14 protein-coding genes are annotated in these 19,673 nt (G+C 59.7%); 12 read left to right on the top strand and 2 right to left on the bottom strand.

Annotation, left to right across the window (positions count from 1 at the left end; all coding sequences use genetic code 11):
* The first annotated feature begins 133 nt into the window (after positions 1–133).
* Positions 134–1,222: a 3-deoxy-7-phosphoheptulonate synthase gene (locus tag ABH909_RS19135; protein WP_429436161.1), complete on the top strand. Its 1,089-nt coding sequence runs from the start codon at positions 134–136 to the stop codon at positions 1,220–1,222.
* 61 nt (positions 1,223–1,283) lie between these two features.
* Here ABH909_RS19135 and ABH909_RS19140 read toward each other — a convergent pair whose 3' ends face one another.
* Positions 1,284–2,336, bottom strand: a complete 1,053-nt coding sequence (locus ABH909_RS19140) for a hypothetical protein (RefSeq protein WP_429436164.1) — start codon at positions 2,334–2,336, stop codon at positions 1,284–1,286.
* Between the two features lie 337 nt (positions 2,337–2,673).
* Here ABH909_RS19140 and ABH909_RS19145 point away from each other — a divergent pair, with 337 nt between their 5' ends.
* The 10 genes from ABH909_RS19145 to ABH909_RS19190 all read left to right on the top strand — a co-directional run bounded on the left by ABH909_RS19145 (position 2,674) and on the right by ABH909_RS19190 (position 15,726).
* Entirely contained in the window at positions 2,674–3,555 is an 882-nt protein-coding gene (locus ABH909_RS19145; RefSeq protein ID WP_429436167.1) for an esterase/lipase family protein, read from the top strand.
* Between the two features lie 97 nt (positions 3,556–3,652).
* Complete coding sequence (locus ABH909_RS19150; protein ID WP_007898306.1) at positions 3,653–3,934, top strand: peptidylprolyl isomerase; 282 nt, start codon at positions 3,653–3,655, stop codon at positions 3,932–3,934.
* 136 nt (positions 3,935–4,070) lie between these two features.
* Positions 4,071–5,939 (top strand): extracellular solute-binding protein, encoded by a 1,869-nt coding sequence (locus ABH909_RS19155; protein WP_429436170.1) that lies wholly within the window; start codon positions 4,071–4,073, stop codon positions 5,937–5,939.
* On the top strand, positions 5,939–7,000 hold the full coding sequence (locus tag ABH909_RS19160) for a microcin C ABC transporter permease YejB (protein ID WP_429436173.1): 1,062 nt from the start codon (positions 5,939–5,941) through the stop codon (positions 6,998–7,000). The genes ABH909_RS19155 and ABH909_RS19160 overlap by 1 nt, the downstream gene beginning before the upstream one ends.
* Positions 7,000–8,022 (top strand): ABC transporter permease, encoded by a 1,023-nt coding sequence (locus tag ABH909_RS19165; protein ID WP_429436176.1) that lies wholly within the window; start codon positions 7,000–7,002, stop codon positions 8,020–8,022. Before ABH909_RS19160 ends, ABH909_RS19165 begins: the two co-directional genes overlap by 1 nt.
* A gap of 14 nt (positions 8,023–8,036) precedes the next feature.
* Positions 8,037–9,617, top strand: coding sequence for an ABC transporter ATP-binding protein (locus ABH909_RS19170; RefSeq protein WP_429436178.1), 1,581 nt, complete (start codon positions 8,037–8,039; stop codon positions 9,615–9,617).
* A gap of 148 nt (positions 9,618–9,765) precedes the next feature.
* The gene (locus tag ABH909_RS19175) at positions 9,766–11,181 is read left to right on the top strand and encodes a sigma-54 interaction domain-containing protein (RefSeq protein WP_429436179.1); all 1,416 of its coding nucleotides are present in this window, start codon (positions 9,766–9,768) and stop codon (positions 11,179–11,181) included.
* 282 nt (positions 11,182–11,463) lie between these two features.
* The gene (locus tag ABH909_RS19180) at positions 11,464–12,855 is read left to right on the top strand and encodes a GntP family permease (protein ID WP_429436180.1); all 1,392 of its coding nucleotides are present in this window, start codon (positions 11,464–11,466) and stop codon (positions 12,853–12,855) included.
* 7 nt (positions 12,856–12,862) lie between these two features.
* Positions 12,863–13,648: a 3-hydroxybutyrate dehydrogenase gene (locus ABH909_RS19185; protein WP_429436182.1), complete on the top strand. Its 786-nt coding sequence runs from the start codon at positions 12,863–12,865 to the stop codon at positions 13,646–13,648.
* Positions 13,649–13,770: 122 nt separating this feature from the next.
* Positions 13,771–15,726: an acetoacetate--CoA ligase gene (locus tag ABH909_RS19190; RefSeq protein ID WP_429436185.1), complete on the top strand. Its 1,956-nt coding sequence runs from the start codon at positions 13,771–13,773 to the stop codon at positions 15,724–15,726.
* Between the two features lie 123 nt (positions 15,727–15,849).
* On the opposite strand, the gene ABH909_RS19195 is transcribed toward ABH909_RS19190, so the two are convergent.
* Complete coding sequence (locus ABH909_RS19195) at positions 15,850–16,959, bottom strand: PilT/PilU family type 4a pilus ATPase (RefSeq protein ID WP_429439999.1); 1,110 nt, start codon at positions 16,957–16,959, stop codon at positions 15,850–15,852.
* Between the two features lie 117 nt (positions 16,960–17,076).
* Between ABH909_RS19195 and ABH909_RS19200 the strand changes: the two genes are divergently transcribed.
* Positions 17,077–19,614 carry a PAS domain S-box protein gene (locus tag ABH909_RS19200; protein ID WP_429436188.1) on the top strand — a complete coding sequence of 846 codons (2,538 nt, stop codon included), beginning with the start codon at positions 17,077–17,079 and terminating at the stop codon, positions 19,612–19,614.
* Positions 19,615–19,673: the final 59 nt, after the last annotated feature.

Below are 19,673 nucleotides of genomic sequence, written 5' to 3' on the forward strand. Positions count from 1 at the left end.
ACAGCCTGCCGCCTCCGATCGGTCACCCACAGGTGGCAAGCACACACACGCAGCCAATCCGGCCAATTGTCGAACACCCCAGTAGGGCCGAGCGCGCGGGAACGAACCCGCCGCCAGCCCAGGAAGCCCGAATATGAACTCGTCCGTCTCTGCTCTGCCGCTGTCCACTTTGAACCCTGCCAATGAGGCGCTGACCTTGCGTCTGCCCAGCTCATTGCAGCTCAAACAGCAATTACCCCTCAGCAACGCCCTGACCCAGCAAGTCGCCGCCCACCGTCAAGCGGTTCGCGCGATCCTCAACGGTGAAGACTCCCGTCTGCTGGTCATCGTCGGTCCGTGCTCGATTCACGATCCCCGCTCCGCCCTCGAATACGCCGCACACCTTGCCCGCCTGGCCGACGAAGTCAGCGACGAGATGCTGCTGGTGATGCGCGCCTATGTCGAAAAACCCCGCACCACGGTGGGATGGAAAGGCCTGGCCTACGACCCGCACCTGGATGGCAGCGACGACATGGCCGGCGGTTTGACGCTGTCTCGCGAATTAATGCGCGAAATGCTCCAGCTGGGCTTACCCGTTGCCACCGAGCTGCTGCAACCGATGGCCGCCGGCTACTTCGACGACCTGCTGAGCTGGGTCGCGATTGGCGCCCGTACCACCGAATCACAGATCCACCGGGAAATGGCCAGCGGCTTGAGCATGCCGGTAGGGTTCAAGAATGGCACCGACGGCGGTGTGGCCGTCGCCAGCGACGCCATGCGCTCGGCCGCCCATCCGCATCGTCATTTTGGTGTCGATAGCCAGGGGCACCCTGCAATTATCCAGACACCGGGCAACGCCGATACCCACTTGGTATTGCGTGGCGGCCATCGCGGGCCGAACTACGACCGTGACAGCATCGCTCAAGTGCACAGCGATTTGACCCGGCTGAAGATTCCGGCGCGGATCATGGTCGATTGCAGCCACGCTAACAGCGGTAAAGACCCATTGCGTCAGCCAGCGGTGTTCAACGACGTGCTTGAACAGCGCCTGCAGGGTGATCGATCGTTGATTGGCATGATGATCGAAAGCCATCTGTTCGAAGGTTGCCAAGCGCTGAGCCCGTCGCTGCGTTACGGGGTGTCAGTAACGGATGGCTGCCTCGGCTGGACCGGGACAGAACGGTTGTTGCAGGAGGCAGCCGAGCAACTTCGTGCGCAGGGTTGTACCCAACAACCGAAGTGACCAGCAGTAAGCCGCCATCCAGTTCTCCAAGCGAAACTGGATGGCGGTTGCCTTGAACCGGTTACGACTGCACTTGTACCAACGTGACTTCGGACTGTTGGCTCACATCGTCGAGACGTTCGACCGAATAGGCTACCCGGACTGTCAGATCCCGATGTTCGCGCCAAAACCTGTAGGGAACGATAAATACCAGCGGTTGACCGGCCATTTCCCTCGTGATCTCACGATCATCGCGATGATTGAGACGCTCCCCGTCACATTTCAGATAAACCAGCTCCCCCTCTTCGGCCTGGGCATTGTCGATCACGACTGTGACACCATCGATCGCATCTTGCAGATCCAGCCATCCCTCATCGGCCTCCAGCACAGAGGGCGGCAATAGCGGTCCTCGCTCCAGAGGGCCGATCAACAACTGTGCAGGCTCCGAGCAGCGAGGCGCTTGGCCTTCTTGCTCGACGCAATAGCTGATCGTAATGGTTGCACCAAGGTTTGGTGCAATAGACTCGGGACGTACCCAGAACGACAGTTCGCCACCCACTGCGAAAGATTCGATTTTCAATGTGTCATTGAAGCTTGATTGTGGCGTACCGCCGGCCCAGGACAGCAAGACCCGATCTCCAGCCTCCATTCGGGAATACGGCCTGATCGTAACGCGCGCGCCCTCGGCAACCCTGTCCGGATCGAGTGTGCCGCCCACCGCATCGTTCACAATCACTGGCAACAGATCCGAGCGGACATCACCGACGTTCAACTGTAAACGCCCGGACTCCAAAGGTTCACAATGAAGCGCGCTGTACAGCGTGTAGTAAACCTCGAGCGAACCGCCGTCCAGTGCGGCGATGTGTACGTCCGACACCGTAAAGACAATGACCTTGTCCAGCTGGGCTTCGCTGACGAACCGCGACACTTCATGCCGATACGCCACACCCTCTGCATCGATACCTGACCAGGACAAGACCAGCTTGTCTCCGCAGGCCATGGCCTGATAAGGCGCAACAGTGACAATGGCCTTTCTTTCGGATGGATCCAGCATGGCGTTTTCCGCCTGGTCCAGCCGTGGTGCGGCCATGTATTGCTCTACAACATTCAGGTTTGCCGCTTCATAAATAGTCATTCATACGCTCCAGTCCTTGGAATAAATGCCGGTTGAAAGTCGGCATCGAACGAAGCCTATTGAACCTCACGGCGCTGATTCGTGATGCAGGGCAAAGGCGTCGGCTTGCACGGAAAAATGACGCTTCACAAGTAGGTCATTGCGAGGGAGCACTCAACCATCGTCAAAAAGATGTCCGGATATTCCGACCAAGACCTCATGCTCATCCGAACTTTCGTACATTTTCTATTCCGTTTTCAGCGGGTTATAGCGGCTTTTTCATACATCGGCGAGCAGCTGGTGTGCTTTAGAGTGCCCCCTGAGCACACACCTGACCTACTGCGAAAAAGGAATCTACATGCTACGGAATGCAACCACTCACTATCCCATCCTGCTGGCCCACGGGCTCTTCGGCTTTGATCGCATCGGCAACCTGGAACTGTTCCATGACGTCAAACTGGCCCTCAGAAGCGCCGGCGCCAGGGTCTTCATCCCGCATCTGTCGGCTACCCACAGCAATGAAACCCGCGGCGAGCAACTGTTGGCGCAGATCGATCGGGTACTGCAGGGAACCGGTGCAAGCAAAGTCAACCTGATCGGTCACAGTCAGGGAGCGCTGGCGGCACGCTATGCGGGAGCGTTGGCACCCGAGATTGTCGCCTCGGTGACATCGGTCAGCGGGCCGAATCATGGCTCGGAACTGGCCGACTTCCTGCGCAAGGCGCTGATACCCGGACGCCTGCCGGAACACGTTGCCGGAGCGGTGGCCACGTTGTTCGCCGATTTCCTGTCATTGCTCAGTGGCAATCGGCATCTGCCGCAAAACGCCATTGCCGCGCTCAATGCACTGACCACCGAAGGCGTCGGCGTCTTTAACGACAAGTACCCGCAAGGGTTGCCAAAAACCTGGGGGGGCAAGGGTCGCGATCAGGTCAATGGCGTGCGCTACTATTCCTGGAGCGGCATTTTGCAGGGGGACATCCTCGATGAGGGACTCCACGCACTCAATCCCCTGCATGGGTTTCTGCGGGCCTTCTCCCACTATTTCACCACCGAAGCCGAGCAGAATGACGGCATGGTCGGTCGATTCAGTTCCCATCTGGGCAAAGTGATCCGTTCGGATTATTCGCTGGATCATCTGGATAGCCTCGGCCAGACGACCGGTCAGGTCCGTCGGGGTACCGACCCGATTGCCCTGTATGTGCAACATGCCGAACGCTTGCGAAATGCCGGCCTTTAAAAACGCGGCATGAAACAGACGGAACTTTGAGGAAGAAATAGCCCACTGAATCCGGTAGGCTCCGCATTTTATTGAACATTGAATGGAGTATTTTCCCATGGCCAAAGCCACTGCCCGTCATATCCTGGTTTCCAGCGAAGAAAAGTGCAACGAACTCAAGGCCCAGATCGAGGCTGGTGCCGATTTCGCCGAAGTCGCCAAAGCCAACTCATCCTGCCCTTCCAGCCGCCAGGGCGGTGACCTGGGTTCGTTCGGCCCGGGCCAGATGGTCAAGGAATTCGACACCGTGGTCTTCAGCGCGCCGATCAACGTGGTGCAAGGCCCGGTCAAGACCCAGTTCGGTTACCACCTGCTGGAAGTGACCAGTCGTCAGGACTGATCAATGCTTTGAGTTTGCTGCATAACGGCCCGCCTTTTGGCGGGCCGTTGTGTTTTCGTTACGTGATACGGCTGGCGAGGGACGCGCCGCTAGCGTACAAATTGTGGTTATCCACCACCCGGCTCCAAGGCTGACAATGCGACTGGCTTTCCCCACTTTGTTGTTCACTGCCGTGACGCTGCTATTAAGTGCCGCTGGTGTGAATGCTGCACCACAACATGCGTTGACCGTGTACGGTGAACCGGCGAAATATCCCGCTGACTTCAGCCATTTCGCCTACACCAACCCGCGCGCGCCCAAGGGCGGCACGATGCGTCGCTCGGCGATGGAAATCGGTCATTTCGACCATATGCTGCCGTATATCGACAAGGGCACGGGTGTGACGCAGATCGACGGCTTGATCTACTCGCCCCTGGCCCAGCGTTCGCTGGATGAGCCCTATACCGTTTACGGCCTGGTCGCTCAACAGATGGAGCGTTCCGACGACGGATTGTCGCTGCGTTTCTACCTGAATCCGAAGGCCCGTTTCGCCGATGGCAAGCCGATCACCGCCGAAGACGTGCGCTACACCTTCAACCTGCTGATGACCCAGGGTAGCCTGCGCTATCGCACGCAATTCGCCGACGTCAAAGGCGTCGAAGTGGAGTCACCACTCACCGTTCGGTTCGACTTCAAGAGCAACGAAAACCGTACCCTGCCCCTTGACCTCGCGACCTTGCCGGTGTTTCCCGAGCATTGGTGGAAAACACGCGACTTTGCCAACGGCGGTGGTTACGAGCCACCACTGGGCAGCGGGCCGTACCGCGTGAGCAAGGTCGACTCCGGGCGCAGCATCACCTTCGAGCGTAACGCCGATTGGTGGGCCAAGGATTTACCGGTCAGCCGCGGCCTCTACAACTTCGATCATTTCAGCATCGAGTATTTCGGCGATACCGACGTTGCCCGTCAGGTCTTGCGAGGGGGCGCCTACGATTACAACCGCGAATTCTCCGCCACCGCTTACTCTATTGGCTATGAGAGCCCGGCCCTGAGCGACGGTCGCCTGCAAAAAGCCCACCTGGCCAAAGAGGCACCACAAGCGGCCCAGGGTTTTGTGTTCAACCTGCAAAACCCGATGTTCCAGGACCGGCGCGTGCGTCAGGCCCTGGCCATGCTCTGGGATTTCGAGTGGAGCAACCGGCAGATGATGCGCGAGATGTACATCCGCCAGCAGAGCTACTTTTCCAACACCGACCTCGCTGCCCGAGAACTGCCCGACGCTGGCGAACGGGCGATTCTCGAGCCGTTGCGCGGGCAGATCCCCGACGAAGTCTTCACTCAGGTCTTCGAAGCGCCGAAAACCGACGGCAGCGGCGTGATTCGCGACAAACAGTTGCAAGCCCTGGGTTTGCTCGAACAAGCCGGGTGGAAACCCGATGGCGATCAACTGGTCAACGCCCAAGGCCAACCGCTGAGCTTCACTTTCCTGGTCAGCCAGAACGGCATGGACCGTTTACTGCTGCCTTATAAGCGCACCCTGAAACAAATCGGCATCGACCTGAATATTCGGCGCATCGACGCCTCCCAATACATCAACCGCCTGATGTCCCGGGATTACGACATGATCGTCACCGGCTACCCGGTCACCACCTCGCCGGGCAACGAGCTGTACAACTATTTTGGTTCGGCGGCGGCCAATGATCCCGGTTCCAACAACTACATGGTGCTGAAGAACCCGGCGGTCGATACGCTGGTCAACGGCCTGGTTCGCGCCACCACCCAGGCTGACATGCTGCGCTACGCCCATGCCCTTGACCGCGTCCTGCAATGGAACTTCTATTGGATTCCCAATTATTACCCGCCGGGCAGCTCGACTGTGTGGTGGAACCGCTTCGGCATTCCTTCTGTGCAAGCGAGCAATGACGAAGCCATCGAGAGTTGGTGGGAAGTGAGCACCACGCCCCTGACCAACGAACAGATGACCGCCGAACTGATCAAACGCGGCCAACCCGGAGGGCCGCACTGATGTGGGCTTACATACTGCGGCGCTTGCTGCTGATCATTCCGACACTGGTGATCATTCTTCTGGTCAATTTCGTCATCGTCCAAGCCGCGCCCGGTGGCCCGGTGGAACAGGCCATTGCACAATTGCAGGGAATCGGCGGTGCGAGTGTCGGTGGCGGTTCCAGCGAAACCATGCATGGCAGCTCACGGGCCAGTCGAGGGCTCGACCCGCAGCTGATCAAGGAAATTGAAAAGCAATATGGCTTCGACAAACCGGCCCCGGAGCGTCTGTGGCTGATGCTCAAGAGCTACGCCCGCCTCGACTTCGGCAAGAGCTTTTTCCGCGGTGCCATGGTCACTGACCTGATCCTGGAAAAAATGCCGGTGACCATTTCTCTCGGGCTCTGGGCCACGTTGATCACTTATCTGGTATCGATTCCGCTGGGCATCCGCAAGGCCGTGCACCATGGCAGCCATTTCGATATCTGGAGCAGCACCGCGATCATCATCGGTTACGCCATGCCGGCGTTCCTGTTCGCGATGTTCCTGATCGTGGTCTTCGCCGGTGGTACTTCGTTGAACTGGTTCCCGGTGCGCGGGCTGGTCTCGGACAATTTCGAGTCACTGTCGACCCTGGGCAAAATCGCCGATTACTTCTGGCACCTGGCGCTGCCGGTGACGGCGCTGGTGGTTGGCGGTTTCGCCACCCTGACCATCCTCACCAAGAACTCCTTCCTCAATGAAATCACTCGCCAGTACGTGGTCACCGCCCGAGCCAAGGGCTTGAGCGAACGCCGGGTGCTTTACGGCCATGTGTTTCGCAACGCCATGCTGCTGGTGGTGTCGGGGATACCGCAGGCTTTCATCAGTGTATTTTTCGCCGGCTCGCTGCTGATCGAAGTGATCTTCTCCCTCGACGGATTGGGGCGCATGAGTTACGAAGCGGCGGTGTCACGGGACTATCCGGTGGTCTTCGGTTCGCTGTTCATCTTCACCTTGTTCGGCCTGCTGATAAAACTCATCGGCGACCTCTGCTACACCCTGGTCGACCCCCGAATCGACTTCGCCGCGAGGAACGCCTGATGTTCAAGCTCTCGCCGCTGGGCCGTCGCCGTTTCGAGCGTTTCAAGAAAAACCGCCGGGGCTGGTGGTCGCTGTGGTTGTTTGTCGGCCTGTTCCTGCTGACTCTGGGCGGCGAGCTGATCGCCAACGACCAACCGCTGGTGGTCAGTTATCAGGGCTCGCTGTACTTCCCGGCGTTCAAACGCCACACCGAACAGGAGTTTGGTGGGCAACTGCCGTTCCGGGCCGACTTCCGCAGCGATTACGTGCAGAAGCTGATTCATAAGGACGGCGGCTGGATGCTGTTTCCCCCGATCCCGTTCAGCGACGACACACCCAATTACGATCTCAATCAACCCGCGCCGAGCCCGCCGTCGAAGGTCAACTGGCTGGGCACTGACGATCAGGCCCGCGACGTGCTGGCCCGGGTGATTTTCGGGGCGCGGGTGTCGATTCTGTTCGCGCTGGCGCTGACCTTCATCAGCGCCTTGATCGGCATCGCCGCCGGCGCGCTGCAAGGCTACTACGGCGGTTGGGTCGACCTGATCGGTCAGCGCTTGCAGGAAGTCTGGTCGGGGCTGCCGGTGCTGTACCTGCTGATCATTCTGTCGGGCTTCGTCGAGCCGAATTTCTGGTGGCTGCTGGGGATCATGGCGCTGTTTTCCTGGCTAGCGCTGGTGGACGTGGTGCGCGCCGAATTCCTGCGCGGGCGCAACCTGGAATACGTCAAAGCCGCCCGTGCGTTGGGCCTGACCGACCGCAAGGTGATCGTGCGGCACATCCTGCCCAACGCGATGAATGCGACCCTGAGTTATTTGCCGTTCATTTTGACCGGGGCGATTTCCACCCTCACGGCACTGGATTTCCTCGGCTTCGGCATGCCGGCCGGCAGTGCGTCCCTGGGCGAATTGATTGGTCAAGGCAAGCAGAACCTGCAAGCGCCGTGGCTGGGGCTGACGGCGTTTTTCACCCTGGCGCTGATTCTTTCTTTATTAGTGTTTATCGGGGAGGCATTACGTGATGCCTTTGATCCTCGGTCTTGAAGCGGACTGTTGATATGAGTGACAACCTGATCGAAATCCGTGACCTCAACGTCGCCTTCAGCGGCCAGACCGTGGTGCGCAACCTGTGCCTGGACATCCGCCCCGGCGAATGCCTGGCGCTGGTCGGCGAGTCGGGCTGCGGCAAGTCGGTGACGGCCCACTCGATCCTGCAACTGCTGCCTGAAAACGGCACGACAACCACCGGCAGCATTCGCTATCACGGGCAGGAATTGATCGGCGCCGACGCCAAGGTCTTGCGCGAGCTGCGCGGCAACCGGATCGCGATGATTTTCCAGGAGCCGATGACCTCCCTCAACCCGTTGCACAGCGTTGAAAAGCAGATCGGCGAAACTCTGCTGCTGCACCGAGGGTTGGGCGGCAAAGCGGCGCAAGCAAGGATTCTCGAGTTGCTGCAACTGGTGGGCATCCAGAAACCCGAGGAGCGGCTCAAGGCTTATCCCCATCAATTGTCTGGCGGCCAACGGCAACGGGTGATGATCGCCATGGCCCTGGCTTGCGAGCCGCAATTGCTGATCGCCGACGAGCCGACCACCGCGCTGGATGTGACGGTGCAGCGCAAGATCCTGTCGCTGCTCAAATCCCTGCAACAGCGGCTTGGCATGTCGCTGCTGCTGATCAGCCACGACCTCAATCTGGTGCGCAGCATCGCCCAGCGGGTGTGCGTGATGAAGGCCGGGGAAATCGTCGAACAGGCGCCTTGCGAGACACTGTTCACCGCGCCGAAACATCCTTACAGCGGTGTATTGCTGCACGCCGAGCCGGAAGGTGAAGCCTTGCCCCGGGATGAGCGTGAAAATGTGCTGGAAGTGAATAATTTGCAGGTACGATTCGCCATCGGTGGAGGCCTGTTCCAGCGTAAAACTTACCTGCGCGCAGTGGATGGCATCAGCCTTAATGTTCAGCGAGGCAAGACACTGGGCATTGTCGGTGAGTCCGGTTCAGGCAAGTCCACCCTTGGTCAGGCGATTCTGCGCTTGCTCGATTCGCAAGGCAGCATTCGCTTTCAGGGCGAGGCCCTGGAGGGCCTGACGCAAAAGCAGCTGCGGCCGTGGCGCAAAAAGATGCAGGTGGTGTTCCAGGACCCCTTCGGTAGCCTCAGCCCACGAATGTCCGTGGCGCAGATCATCAGTGAAGGCCTTGAGGTTCATAGCCAATCCACCCCGGACGAATGCGAAGCCCAGGTGATCCGGGTGCTGGAAGAAGTCGGCCTCGATCCGCAAAGCCGTCATCGCTACCCGCACGAATTTTCAGGTGGCCAACGCCAGCGCATTGCCATTGCCCGCGCACTGGTGCTGAAACCGGCGCTGATCCTGCTCGACGAACCGACCTCGGCGCTGGATCGCACGGTGCAAAAACAAGTGGTCGCCCTGCTCCGCCAGCTTCAGGAAAAATACGGCCTGACTTACCTGTTCATCAGTCACGACCTGGCGGTGATACGCGCTCTGGCCCACGACATGATCGTAATCAAGGACGGTAAAGTGGTGGAAAGCGGCGCGAGCCATGCTGTGTTCGACTCGCCGCAGCATCCCTACACCAAAGAGCTGTTGGCGGCGGCGCATCCGGGGTGGGCATAATCGGCGTCATGTCGTTGGACCGTGTCGTGGCCTTCGCGAGCAAGCCCGCTCCCACATTGGATCGCATTAACACCTCAATTCAAATGTGGGAGCGGGCTTGCTCGCGAAGACGCCCATAACAACACCACACATTCTGGATATGACACCGATGAACACCACCGAAAGCCTCAAGGACTACCAGCGCGTTCGTACCCTGGCGATCCGTTCGCTGTTCGAAATCATCGAGCAATCGAGCGAAGGCACGGTGATTGTCGACCGCGACGCGAACATCGTCTGGATGAACGAGCGTTATGCCCGGCGTTTCGGTCTCGAATCGGCTGCAGGTGCGATCGGCCGGGCCTGTGAAAGTGTGATCCCTGGCAGCCTGTTGCGTGAGGTGGTGCGCACCGGACGCCCCATCCTGCTGGACATGCAAGACACCCCCAAGGAACCGCTGGTGGTGATGCGCCTGCCGATTCACGACGATGCCGGCGCAGTGATTGGCGCTATCGGCTTTGCCCTGTTCGATGAACTGCGCAGCCTATCGCCGATGCTCAAGCGCTACCTGAGCATGCAGGAAGAACTCGCCTCCACCCGCTCGCTGCTGCGGGCACGGCAGACCAAGTACAACTTCGCCCACTTCATCGGCACCAGCGCCGCCAGCCTGGACGTCAAGCGTCGTGCCCGGCGTAGCGCCAGTGCCGAATCTCCGGTGTTGCTGCTCGGCGAAACGGGTACTGGCAAGGAGCTGCTGGCCCAGGCGATTCACAGCGCCTCGCCTCGGGCGCACAAAGCCTTCGTCAGCATCAACAGCGCGGCGATCCCCGAGTCGCTGCTGGAAGCCGAGTTCTTTGGCACCGCCCCCGGCGCATTCACCGGCGCCGATCGCAAGGGCCGCACCGGCAAGTTGCAGATCGCTCAGGGCGGCACGCTGTTTCTCGATGAGATCGGCGACATGCCGCTGCCGCTGCAAAGCAAATTGCTGCGGGTGTTGCAGGAAAAGGAATTCGAGCCGGTGGGCTCCAACGAAGTAATCCAGAGCGATGTGCGAGTGATCGCGGCCACTTCCACCGACCTGGAAGCGGCGATCAAACGCGGCGAGTTTCGTGCCGATTTGTATTACCGCCTCAACGTGTTGCCGATTCAGGTCCCGCCCCTGCGTGATCGCCTCGACGACCTGCCGGCCCTCAGCGAAGCGATTCTCGAAGAGCTGCGCAGCCAGCACGAACTGAACCCCGAAGCCCTGGATTTGTTGGGCCAACACGCCTGGCCGGGGAACATCCGCGAACTGCGCAATGTGCTGGAACGGGCGGCATTGCTCAGTGATGATTTGATGCTGAACGCGGCGGATATCCGCGCGGCGATTGGCAGTTTTATCCCAGTGCAGCGTGTGCCGCCCTTGGCCATCGAGCCGGTTGCCCATGAGACTTTCAGTGAAGCTCGCTTACGGTTTGATCGGCAGTTGATTGAAGCCGCCCTCGCGCAATGCGGCGGGAAAGTTATCGAAGCGGCGGCACGTTTGGGGCTGGGGCGGTCGACGTTGTACAAGAAGATGGTGGCGTTAGGGATTGCAGAGTCTCCATAGAGAGACATTGATCTCCATTGGTAGATGTATTTTTCAAGATCAAAAGATCGCAGCCTTCGGCAGCTCCTACGGTGGATTTCCGCGTCCCCCTGTAGGAGCTGCCGAAGGCTGCGATCTTTTTGGGCGTCGCACGTCTCAAAATAGAGACTACAATCTTCATAGCATTCAAAAAAATCAAAATAAAACCTTATATTTCAATGACTTAATCTTCTGGCACGAAACTCGCTATAGCCCTTCCCACAAGCTTCACCCTACAAAAATAACAATCGAAGGAGACACACCATGAGTGTGATTATTGCCTTGGCAGCTCTTACGCTGCTGATGGTGGCTGCTTACCGTGGCTACAGCGTTATCCTCTTTGCCCCGATCGCCGCCCTCGGCGCCGTCCTGCTCACTGACCCATCCGCCGTTGCCCCCGTCTTCACCGGGGTGTTCATGGAAAAAATGGTCGGCTTTGTCAAACTGTATTTCCCGGTGTTCCTGCTCGGTGCCGTGTTCGGCAAGCTGATCGAGTTGTCGGGCTTCTCGCGCTCCATCGTCGCAGCGGCCATTCGCTTGCTCGGTACTCGTCAGGCGATGCTGGTGATCGTGTTGGTCTGCGCCCTGCTCACTTACGGCGGCGTGTCGCTGTTTGTGGTGGTGTTTGCGGTCTATCCGTTTGCCGCCGAGATGTTCCGTCAGAGCAATATCCCCAAGCGCCTGATCCCGGCGACCATCGCCCTTGGCGCATTCTCCTTCACCATGGATGCCCTGCCGGGCACGCCGCAGATCCAGAACATCATTCCCAGCACCTTCTTCAACACCACCGCCTGGGCCGCACCGTGGCTGGGTGTGATCGGCACGATTTTCGTGTTCTGCGCCGGCATGCTGTTCCTGCAGAGCCAGCGCAACAAGGCCCAGCGCAGCGGTGAAGGGTATGGTTCAGCGCTGCGCAACGAGCCGGAAACCGCGCCGGACATCAAGCTGCCCAACCCATGGATCGCGCTGTCGCCGCTGTTGATGGTGGGCCTGATGAACCTGCTGTTCACCCGCTGGATTCCGTTGTGGTACGGCAAAACCCACAGCGTCGCGCTGCCAGGCATGGCAACCCCCGTGACCACCGACATCGCCAAGTTGACGGCGATCTGGGCGGTGCAAGCAGCCTTGCTGGTGGGCATCGTCATGGTGCTGGTGTTCAGTTTTCAGACGATCAGCAGAAAGTTGGCCGAAGGCAGTAAAAGTGCGGTCAGCGGCGCGCTGCTGGCGGCGATGAACACCGCGTCGGAATACGGTTTTGGTGCAGTAATCGCCTCGCTGCCAGGTTTTCTGGTGCTGTCCGGTTGGCTCAAGAGCATTCCCAACCCGCTGGTCAACGAAGCGATTACCGTGACCCTGCTGGCCGGCATCACCGGTTCGGCGTCGGGCGGCATGAGCATTGCCCTGGCGGCGATGTCCGAGACGTTCATCAGCGCCGCCCATGCCGCCAATATTCCGCTGGAAGTGCTGCACCGGGTTGCCGCGATGGCCAGTGGCGGTATGGACACCCTGCCGCACAACGGCGCGGTGATTACGTTGCTGGCGGTCACCGGTTTGACCCACCGCGAGGCCTACAAAGACATTTTCTGTATTACGCTGATCAAGACACTCGCTGTTTTTGTGGTGATCGGTACTTTCTACGCCACTGGCATTGTGTGAGGTATTCATGACGACTCTTTCGGGCAAGACCGCACTGGTCACCGGTTCCACCAGCGGCATAGGTCTGGGAATCGCCCTGAGCCTGGCCAAGGCTGGCGCCAACCTGATCCTCAATGGTTTCGGCGATGCGTCCAGGCTGATCGCCGAGGTGGAACAGCTCAATAATAAAAGCGGCGGCAAGGTCGGCCATCACCCCGCCGACGTCAGCGACCCGGCGCAGATCGCCGACATGATCGAGTACGCCGAGCGTGAGTTCGGCGGCGTGGATATCCTGGTCAACAACGCGGGCATCCAGCACGTGGCGTCGGTGGAAGACTTTCCGGTGGAGCGCTGGGACTCAATCATTGCGATCAACCTGTCGTCGGTGTTTCACGGCACCCGTTTGAGCTTGCCGGGAATGCGCTCCAAGGGCTGGGGACGGATCATCAACATCGCGTCAGTGCATGGCCAGGTCGGTTCGGTGGGCAAGGCGGCGTATGTCGCGGCCAAGCATGGTGTGATCGGTCTGACCAAAGTGGTTGGTCTGGAAACCGCCACGACGAATATCACCTGCAACGCCATCTGCCCGGGTTGGGTGCTGACGCCGCTGGTGCAGAAGCAGATCGATGATCGCGCCGCGACCGGAATCGACCCGCAGCAGGCGCAACATGATTTGCTGGCCGAGAAGCAACCGTCGCTGGAATTCGTGACGCCACCGCAGCTGGGCGAGTTGGTGCTGTTTTTATGCAGCGAAGCCGGTAGCCAGGTGCGTGGCGCCGCGTGGAATATTGATGGTGGGTGGTTGGCGCAGTGAGCTACCGGTAACCCCTGTGGCGAGGGAGGCTTGTCTGTGGCGAGGGGGCTTGCCCCCTCGCCACAAGAGCTCCCTCGCCACAAAAGCCTGCGTGTTATGCATAAATCAGAAGAGGCCAAGCCATGTCCGACATCCTCTGGCAACCCGGCACCGAGCGCATCGGCAAATCCCGCATGGAGGCCTTTCGGCGCTCGATCAATCAGCGACACAACCTCAAGATCGCCGACTACCCTGCCCTGCACCAGTGGAGCATCGATCAGCGCGAAGCTTTCTGGCAGGCCATCGTCGATTTCTTCGACATCCGTTTCCACGATCAGCCAGACGCGGTGCTGATTGAGGGCGCACAAATGCCCAGCGCCCAGTGGTTCCCCGGCGCCACGCTGAACTTCGCCGAACACTTGCTGCGCCGTCGCGACGACGCCGTGGCGGTGGTGGCCATTGGCGAAAACGGCCAACGGGAACAACTGACCTGGGCCGAACTGGCAAGCCAGGTCGCCGGTTTTCAAAACGGCCTGAAAGCCGCCGGCGTCGGCCTCGGCGATCGCGTGGCCGCGTGCATGCCAAACACTTGGCAAACACTAGTGGCGATGCTTGCCACCACCAGTCTGGGTGCGATCTGGTCTTGTTCCTCGCCAGATTTCGGTACTCATGGGGTGATCGACCGCTTCGGCCAGATCGAGCCGAAAGTGCTGATTACCTGCGCCGGTTACCGTTACGCCGGCAAAGAGATTGACCAGACCGCCAAGGTCAACGAAATCCTCGGGCAACTGCCGTCCTTGCAGCAGTTGATCGTTGTGCCTTATGCACGACCCCAGGCGCGCATCGAAGACTTCCACAGCCAGGCCAACGTGACGCTCTGGGACGATTTCTACGACCCGGGCGGCGAGCCGCAATTCATTCCCGTGCCCTTCGCTCATCCGCTGTACATCCTCTATTCCAGCGGCACCACCGGCGTGCCGAAGTGCATTGTTCACAGCACTGGCGGCGTACTGCTGCAACACGTCAAGGAACATGGACTGCATACCGATCTCGGCGCCGGCGACCGTTTGTTCTACTACACCACGTGCGGCTGGATGATGTGGAACTGGCTGGTCTCGGCCCTGGCAGTCGACAGCGCCGTGGTGCTGTACGACGGCTCGCCGTTTCATCCAGGCCCGGAGCGCTTGATCGACCTGATCGACGACGAACGCATCAACGTCTTCGGCACCAGCCCCAAGTTCCTCACCGCACTGCAAAGCAATGGCCTGAAGCCCTGCGACAGTCATGACCTGGGCAGCCTGAAAACCGTGCTGTCCACCGGTTCCGCGCTGTCCCCGCAAAGCTTCGATTACGTCTACCGCGCGTTCAAGTCCGACCTGTGTCTGTCTTCGATGTCTGGCGGCACCGACATCGTTTCGTGCTTCGTGATTGGCAATCCGGTCCTGCCGGTGCGCCGTGGCGAAATACAGTGCAAGGGCCTGGGTATGGCGGTCGAAGTCTGGAACGACGCCGGTAGGCCTGTGATCGGTGAAAAAGGCGAACTGGTGTGCACCCGACATTTTCCGGCGATGCCCATCTGTTTATGGCATGACCCTGACGGAGAGAAACTGCGAAAGTCCTATTTCAGCCTGTTTCCCGGCGTCTGGGCCCAGGGCGATTACGCCGAACAACTGCCCCATGGTGGCCTGTTGATCCACGGGCGCTCCGATGCCGTGCTCAACCCCGGCGGCGTGCGCATCGGCACGGCGGAAATTTATCGTCAGGTGGAGAAAGTCCCGCAAGTTCTGGACAGCGTCGCCATCGGCCAGCAATGGCAGGATGACGTGCGAGTGGTGCTGTTCGTGAAATTGCGCGACGGTGTCGAGCTGGATGAAGCGCTGCAACAACAGATTCGCCAGGTAATACGCGCCAACACTACACCACGGCATGTGCCGGCGAAGATTGTCGCGGTGACGGACATTCCGCGGACCATCAGCGGCAAGGTGGTCGAGTTGGCGGTAAGGAATGTGGTGCATGGCCAGAAGGTGAAGAACACCGATGCACTGGCCAATCCCGAGGCATTGGAGCAGTTTCGCGACCGCCCTGAATTGAATGATTGAAACGTAGATCCATTGTGGGAGCGGGCTTGCTCGCGAAGACGATTTCACCTTCAACATTGATGTTGGCTGATAGACCGCTTTCGCGAGCAAGCCCGCTCCCACATTTGATCGTCGTTGCCGGCGCTAGTCCACTAATCCCCATTCCCCTGGCGGTGTATGGGGCCCGGGCGTGGCCTCGGCGTGCATTTTCAGGCGCAGACGCAAGTTGTTCACCGAGTCCGCATGTTTCAACGCCTCTGCCTCATCGATCGCGCCTTCGGCAAATAGCCCGAACAGCGCACTATCGAAGGTCTGCATTCCCGCCTCTGACGACTTCTCCATAATCCCCTTGAGTTCGCCAAGCTCATTGCGCCGGATCAGGTCGCCGATGGTTGGCGTTCCCAGCATCACTTCCACCGCCGCCCGGCGTTGCCCGTCGCGGGTGCGTACCAATCGCTGGGAAACAAAGGCCTTGAGATTATTGCCCAGGTCATGGAGCAGTTGCGCCCGGCGCTCTTCCGGAAAGAAGTTGATCACGCGGTCCAGCGCCTGATTGGCGTTGTGGGCATGCAGCGTGGAAATGACCAGATGACCGGTATCGGCAAACGCCAGCGCGTGCTCCATAGTCTCGCGGTCACGGATCTCGCCGATCAGCACCACGTCCGGCGCCTGGCGCAGGGTGTTTTTCAACGCCGCATGAAAACTGCGGGTATCGACGCCAACCTCACGCTGGTTAATGATCGACTTCTTGTGCCGATGGATAAACTCGACCGGGTCTTCGATGGTGATGATATGGCCGCTGCTGTGACGGTTGCGGTAATCGATCAGCGCCGCCAGCGAGGTCGACTTGCCCGAGCCGGTCGAACCGACGAACAGGATCAGCCCCTGTTTGAGCATCACGGTTTCGAGCAGCACCGGTGGCAGCTTGAGGTCTTCGAAGCGTGGAATATCGAGTTTGATATTGCGCGCCACGATCGACACATCGTTGCGCTGCTTGAAGATATTGAGCCGAAAGCGCCCGACCCCGGCCAGGGAAAGCGCCAGGTTCATTTCCAGTTCGCGATCGAACTCCAGGCGCTGTTCGGCGTCCATGATGGACGCGGCAATGGCAGCGATTTCTCCGGGCTTGAACGGTTGCTCGGCCAGGGCTTTGAGCACACCGTCAAATTTCGCGCTGGGTGGCGCGCCCGTGGACAGGTAAAGATCGGAGCCATTACGGCTGGCCAGAATCTGCAACAGTGCATCGATTTCCATGGCAAAAAACACCCGCGAAGCATTCAATTGAAAAAATGACCCCATTTGGGTCATCCAGCGTCTACCGCCCTGCAAGGATAGTAGACGCCGCCACACCGACTGACGCAGGACATTGCAATGAACGCACCACCGATCGCCAGCGACGCCCAGGCCTTGATTGCCCGACTGGACTGGACAAACAACCCGCTAGGCGCCGCTGATCACTGGCCACAGAGCCTGCGCACCGCCGTGGACATTGTGATTCACTCGCCAATGCCGATGCTGTTGCTGTGGGGCCCGCAGCTCACCCAGATCTACAACGACGGCTTCGCCTTCCTCGCCGGCAGCAAGCACCCTCACGCTTTCGGACAACCGACACACCTGATCTGGCCAGAACTGAAAGACTTTACCGACCCGATTTACAGCGCCGTCCTACAGGGTCAGGTGCGGACCTACAGCGAACAGCGCTTCACCTTGCAGCGCGACGGGCGAGATTCCGACTTCTGGCTGGATTTGACCTACAGCCCCATTCGCAATGAAAGCGCCGAGGTCGCCGGGATTCTGGTCACGGCCATCGAAACCAACGAACGCCGCCGCATCGCTTTGGAACTCGAACAACGCTCCGCCGCCAGCCTCAAGGCGCAGCATGAAACCGAGCAGCGCTTGCAACTGGCGCTGGCCGCCACTGATGCCGTCGGCACCTGGGACTGGGACATCGGCGAAGACCGTTTCATCGCCGATGCCCACTTCGCCCAATTGCATGGCGTCGATCCGGCCATGGCCAACCAGTTACCGATCAGCGAATACCTCCACGGCGTGCACCCGGAAGACCGGGCGATGATTGCCCGCAGCATCAAGCACTGCATCACCCATGGCAGCGAGTACGCCGAGGAATATCGCTTGCTGCAAGCCGACGGCCAATTGCGCTGGGTGTTTGCCCGGGGTCGTTGCTACAAGGATCATCATGGCCGACCGATTCGGTTCCTCGGCGCGGCACTCGACCTGACCGAACGCAAACACATCGAGCAGGCCTTGCGCCAGAGCCAGACCGAGCTGCAACTGATCATCAACGCCATGCCGATCCTGATCAGTTATGTCGACAGCGAGGAGCGTTTTCGCCTCAACAATGCCGCCTACCTGGAATGGTACGGCCTGACGCCCCAAGAGCTTTACGGCCGCACCGTGCATGAAGTGCTGGGCGACGAAGCCTATGCCCTGCGCGCCGAATACGTTGCCGAGGCGCTGAAAGGCAAGGCTTGCAGTTTCAGCATCAGCGCCGCGCACCGCGATGGCAGCACCCGTCAGGCCTTGATGAACTACCTGCCCCGTCATGGCGCGGACGGTGCGGTCAATGGTTTTTACATCTTCGTGATCGACGAGACCGAGCGCAAACAGACCGAAGAAGCCCTGCGCAACCTCAACGAAACCCTTGAAGAACGCGTCAGCGCTCGCACTCAGCAATTGGCCGAAGCCAACCAGCGATTGCAGAACGAGATGTTCGAACGTGAGCGCGCCGAAGACGCCTTGCGGCATGCGCAGAAAATGGAAGCGGTGGGACAGCTCACTGGCGGCATCGCCCACGACTTCAACAACATGCTCACCGGGATCATCGGCAGCCTCGATTTGATGCAGCGCTACATCGCCGACGGACGCGCCGCCGAGATCGGTCGCTTTACCGAAGCCGCGGTGTCCTCGGCTCACCGCGCCGCTGCCCTGACCCATCGCCTGCTGGCGTTCTCCCGGCGTCAGTCACTGGATCGCAAACCGCTGAATGCCAATCAGCTGGTGCATTCCCTGGAAGATTTGTTCCGCCGCACCAAGGGCGACTCTATCGAGCTCAAAATAAAGCTGGCCGATGAAGTCTGGCCCGTCAGCACTGACGTCAGCCAACTGGAAAACGCCTTGCTCAACCTCGTGATCAATGCCCGGGATGCGATGCCCGAAGGTGGCGAGCTGCTGATCGAAACCGCCAACGTTCATCTTGACGGAAGTGACGTCACCCCTCTGGAACCGGTCAGGGCCGGGGATTACCTGATGATTGCCGTCAGCGACAATGGTGCTGGCATGACGCCGTCAGTATTGGCCAAGGCCTTCGACCCGTTTTTCACCACTAAACCCATCGGTCAGGGCACCGGCCTGGGGCTGTCGATGATCTATGGTTTCGCCCAGCAGTCGGGCGGGCACGTCAGCCTTCACAGCTTGCCGGGCCAAGGCACCAGCGTTCGTCTGTATTTGCCACGGCTGCACGTCGCGGTGCCGGAGCACACTCTGGAGCCGCTCACCGGCGAAACTCCGGCAGCGGTGGCCGGTGAAACGGTGGTGTTGGTAGAAGACGATCCGGCGGTGCGCATGCTGGTGCTCGATCTGCTCAATGAACTGGGTTATCACGCTCATGAGGCCGAAGACGCGAAGGCCGCCCTGCCCTTGCTGGAATCCGACCTGCGGGTCGATCTGCTCGTGACCGATGTCGGGCTGCCGGGCATGAACGGTCGGCAACTGGCAGAAATCGCGCGTCAGCATCGCCCGGGTCTGAAGGTGCTGTTCATGACCGGTTATGCGGAGAAAGCCGCCGAACGCCAGGGCTTCCTGGAGGAAGGCATGGACATGGTGGTCAAACCTTTTTCCATTGACCTGTTGGCCAACAAGATTCGCACGATGATCGGCCAAGCGGACTGAGTTAAGGCATAATCGCGCGCCCCACGCTGGCACCAACATAGCCACCACCGTTGCAAGGT

The sequence above is a fragment of the Pseudomonas sp. BS3782 TE3695 genome (assembly GCF_050435305.1).
In the GTDB taxonomy this organism is placed as follows: Bacteria; Pseudomonadota; Gammaproteobacteria; order Pseudomonadales; family Pseudomonadaceae; genus Aquipseudomonas.

Coding starts and splice junctions, on each gene's coding strand:
- ABH909_RS19155 (WP_429436170.1), top strand. CDS start 4,071: ATGCGACTGGCTTTCCCCACTTTGTTGTTCACTGCCGTGACGCTGCTA.
- ABH909_RS19200 (WP_429436188.1), top strand. CDS start 17,077: ATGAACGCACCACCGATCGCCAGCGACGCCCAGGCCTTGATTGCCCGA.
- ABH909_RS19180 (WP_429436180.1), top strand. CDS start 11,464: ATGAGTGTGATTATTGCCTTGGCAGCTCTTACGCTGCTGATGGTGGCT.
- ABH909_RS19150 (WP_007898306.1), top strand. CDS start 3,653: ATGGCCAAAGCCACTGCCCGTCATATCCTGGTTTCCAGCGAAGAAAAG.
- ABH909_RS19175 (WP_429436179.1), top strand. CDS start 9,766: ATGAACACCACCGAAAGCCTCAAGGACTACCAGCGCGTTCGTACCCTG.
- ABH909_RS19165 (WP_429436176.1), top strand. CDS start 7,000: ATGTTCAAGCTCTCGCCGCTGGGCCGTCGCCGTTTCGAGCGTTTCAAG.
- ABH909_RS19145 (WP_429436167.1), top strand. CDS start 2,674: ATGCTACGGAATGCAACCACTCACTATCCCATCCTGCTGGCCCACGGG.
- ABH909_RS19195 (WP_429439999.1), bottom strand. CDS start 16,959: ATGGAAATCGATGCACTGTTGCAGATTCTGGCCAGCCGTAATGGCTCC.
- ABH909_RS19190 (WP_429436185.1), top strand. CDS start 13,771: ATGTCCGACATCCTCTGGCAACCCGGCACCGAGCGCATCGGCAAATCC.
- ABH909_RS19160 (WP_429436173.1), top strand. CDS start 5,939: ATGTGGGCTTACATACTGCGGCGCTTGCTGCTGATCATTCCGACACTG.
- ABH909_RS19170 (WP_429436178.1), top strand. CDS start 8,037: ATGAGTGACAACCTGATCGAAATCCGTGACCTCAACGTCGCCTTCAGC.
- ABH909_RS19135 (WP_429436161.1), top strand. CDS start 134: ATGAACTCGTCCGTCTCTGCTCTGCCGCTGTCCACTTTGAACCCTGCC.
- ABH909_RS19140 (WP_429436164.1), bottom strand. CDS start 2,336: ATGACTATTTATGAAGCGGCAAACCTGAATGTTGTAGAGCAATACATG.
- ABH909_RS19185 (WP_429436182.1), top strand. CDS start 12,863: ATGACGACTCTTTCGGGCAAGACCGCACTGGTCACCGGTTCCACCAGC.